General features: G+C 69.4%; 3 protein-coding genes. 1 reads left to right on the top strand and 2 read right to left on the bottom strand.

Annotated elements, in window-relative coordinates; translation table 11 throughout:
• Nucleotides 1-933: site-specific integrase (locus E1285_RS43895; protein WP_207947273.1), on the top strand; the 933-nt coding region annotated here is incomplete at its 5' end.
• An 824-nt stretch (nt 934-1,757) separates the two neighbouring features.
• Here E1285_RS43895 and E1285_RS43890 read toward each other — a convergent pair.
• Nucleotides 1,758-2,690 (bottom strand): hypothetical protein, encoded by a 933-nt coding sequence (locus tag E1285_RS43890; protein ID WP_207947272.1) that lies wholly within the window; start codon nt 2,688-2,690, stop codon nt 1,758-1,760.
• The coding region (locus tag E1285_RS43885) for a DNA methyltransferase (RefSeq protein WP_132160830.1) at nt 2,690-3,497 on the bottom strand (808 nt) is incomplete at its 5' end. The genes E1285_RS43885 and E1285_RS43890, both read right to left, overlap by 1 nt.

The following is a 3,497-nucleotide window of genomic DNA, read 5'->3' as shown; positions in this document are numbered from 1 at the left end:
GAACGCGCCGCCGAGGATCTGCTGACCGTACTGGCCGGCAAGGAGTTGGCGGAGACGACCGTGCAGACCTACCGCACGCTGGTCGATCGGCATCTGATCCCGCAGCTCGGGCAGGTACCGGTGCGGACCTTATCGGCTGACCCGGTCGAGACGTGGCTTCTGGACCGTGCGCACGATCTGACGACCAGCACTCTGCGGATCGTGCACGGGCTGCTGAAGCGGGCGTTGCGGCGCGCGCAGCGGCACGACAAGGTCGCACGGAACGTCGCCGAGCTCGTCGACACGCCACGCGGCCGGCCTGGACGGCCGTCATCGTCGCTGTCGCGGCAGCAAGCGGCCGCGCTGCTGCGGGAGGCGCTGGAAGGCGGGCACCGGCTCGGGCCCTATGTGGCGGTGGGGTTGCTCAGCGGGCTGCGGACCGAGGAGTTGCGGGCGCTGCGGTGGCGGCAGGTGGACCTGGCGGACGGGACCGTGCTGGTGACGCGATCGGACCGGTTCGGCGGCGACACCAAAACACCGGGCAGCCGGCGTGGCCTGCGACTGCCCAAACTGGCCGTGGACGCCTTGTCCGCGGCCCGGACCGTCCAGGCCGCGGACAAGCTTGCTGCCGGTGCCGCCTACCGCGACCATGACCTGGTGTTCGCTCATCCCGACGGCGCCCCGCTGACCGGCGCACAAGTCCGCGACCGTTTCACCCTGATGACGCAGGCGGCAGGCCTGGGAAGCCGCTGGTGCCCGCGCGAGCTGCGGCACACCTTCGTCTCACTGCTCAGTGACGACGGCGTCGCCACCCAGAAGATCAGCGACCTGATCGGGCACCACAACACCGCGGTCACCGAGACCGTGTACCGGCACCAACTCCAGCCAGTGATCGAGAACGGCGCCGAACGCATGCAAGACATCCTCGCCGGCCCACTACCCGCATCCGCCTAAACTGCCGCCAGAACCAAAGGCAAGCAGCCGATCTGAACATGGAGATGCGCGACCAGGTCGGGGACGTCAGCGACGGACGCAGACCATGGGTTTGGCCAGTGATCGCCCGAGGGATCCGCGTCATCTGGTTGATGGGTCGCCGCTCACGGCGTCGGGTCCGCTGACCGAGCCCGTCGTCCCTCGCTCTGGGGATTTCGCGTGGCTCGCAGCCGGTTTTGTGGAAAGATCCCAGGGATTGACCTGCGTCTCGGTGGAAGTGACGCCGCCCTCGCGGCGTTTGGGCGGTGCCGGTGTCTCCATCGGCTCCCCACAGCAAGAGTTCACGGATGACCTTGGCTTGCGCCGCTCGTAGCGCGCCGCCTTCCTGGCCGCCGACGGTGACGATTTCCACATGCACCTGCAGCGGTTCGGCGTGGTGGTCGGGACCGCCGCCACCGGGTGGGCGGGGGCGGCGGCCGGGACGTCCGGTGCGGCCGACTATCACAGACCGACTGCGACCTGAGACGCCCCGGCCAGGCCCCTGGGCGCGGCTGGTGGGAGGCCCCCCTCGCGACTTCCATGCCGAGACCGCGACCCAGGGGGTCGATCGATGCTCGCCTGCGCGGCTGTGGTCAAGCCGAGCGCCGCGACCGCACCCGGCGCTTTCCCTGTGCCGGGGGTGGGGTGCGGCAGGACGGCTATGGACGCGGAGCTTGTAGTGGCGACGTCTCGTTTCCACCAGCGCGGTGCCCTTGCCGAACCTGCACACCGGTTGGCGCGCGCGTCCAAGACTCCGCTGGCGGATTCGCCGGGCAACTGCACGTGCACAAGCTCGGCGGGACACGTCATCGTTGTTGGTCCCCCTCCGTCTCGCGTGCCGTACAGCGTGGACGACGGTCATCGGACCGCTGCCTGTCCGTTACCGGCTGGATGCGAGTCGGTGAGGAGGATTCACTGCGTGTGGATGAGTCGGGGACTGGCAGGCAGCCGCACCCGCCCCAGTCGAGGCGGTCGTGGTCGGCCTGCTGCCCGTCCGGATCTTCGGTTGCTCCGGCGTCTGCATGGTTTTCGAGGCGTTGGCGTAGTTGTCGGAGGGGCAGTGGCTGTGTGGTGCTGCCGCGGCGTTCCCGCAGTATCGCGACGTTCTTGCCGAGCCGGTTTCGGAATGCCTGCTCGCGTCGTTCGTGGTCGAGGTACCGGTCGGGGAAGACGCGCCACAGGTGCGCCCAGGCGGCCTGGCCGCCGCGGAAGCATGCGCCGCCGCAGTTGTTGTGCGGAAAGCCCAGCGCATACAACCGGGGTGGTTCCAGGCCGCAGGCACGGGCCTGATCCAGGAGTTCGTCCTTGCTGGTCCATGGCGGGTCGCACAGCGGGGCGTGGGCCCGCCAGGGCTGGTAGCCGCGTTCGATGGCCGGCAAGCGGTGGAGTTCGCTCCAGTCGATTCCGACATGGACCACCGTGTCGGCCGGGTCGGTGTGCTGAGCCAGCCACCGTACGCAAGGGATCTGCTTGAGTCGCCGGGAGCACGGTGCTACCCGCGCATTCCCGAGGTAACGCTCTTCGTCGAAAACCTGCCACGGCGTTCGGCCATCCGCGATGCGGATCAACGGTGCACCTATCTGTGCCGCGGCTTCCTCCAGGAACCGGTAGAGGTCCTCGTCCTCGGCGTAGGTGTCGGCGAACAGCAGCTTTAGGTTGCTGGTGCCGTGTTCGTCGGCGACGCGGTGGGCGGCGGCCCAGCTGCTGATCCCGCCGGAGAACATCACCACGTGCCGCATCACTGCTGGTTCCCCGGCGTGCCGCCCTCGTCCGTACGGTCGACAGCTGCATGGGGCGGTTTGCGGAGGACGAGGACGTCTTCGTGGGCGGTGACGTGGAGAGGGAGTCCGGCTGTGCGGGCTTTGCGGGTCTCGTGGGCGGCGAAGAACGACGCCCGGGTGACCAGCCGCTGGTCCTTGATGCCGCACAGCAGCGCGACCAGCCGCTGCACGGGTTCCAGTCCGGCGTCTTGGGCGGCGGCCCAGATCTGGCCGGGGAAGTCGACCAGGTGCCCGTTGCGGCGGAACGGGCGGGTGGTGATGGCCACGATGCCGCCGGGCCGTAGCAGCGGCACGCAGCCGGCCAGGATGTCGGCGAAACCGGTCAGCAGCCGCTGGTGGCTGCCGCGGGCCAGATTTCCGGGGGTCTTGCCGTAGGAGTAGTCGGATTTGTGGACGCCGGGTTGGCCGGAGTCGCGGGTGGAGCGGACCTGCCCGTGGACGGAATGTCCGTAGGGCGGTGAGGTGAGCAGCAGCGCGATCCGTCCGGCCAGCTGTGGGTCGGTGACCAGGGCGTGGGCGTGGCGGGCGTCGCCGATGATGACGGCGCCGCTACCGGTTGCGCCCTGCTCTTGGGCGTGGTCGAGGTTGTCGCGCGCCAGTGCGGCCCACCGGGGTTCGAGTTCGATCCCGATCGCGTCGCGGCCGGTGTGAACGGCTTCGACGAGGGTGGTGCCGATGCCGCACATCGGGTCCAGTACGAGTTCGCCGGGTTGGGTGTAGGCGGTGATGGCGGTGGCGGCGACGGCGGGCAGCATTTTGGCGGGG

This window comes from Actinomadura sp. 7K507 (assembly GCF_004348425.1).
Taxonomy (GTDB): domain Bacteria; phylum Actinomycetota; class Actinomycetes; order Streptosporangiales; family Streptosporangiaceae; genus Spirillospora.
Note: the sequence above shows the minus strand (reverse complement) of the source record. Positions and strands in the feature narration are given on the sequence as shown.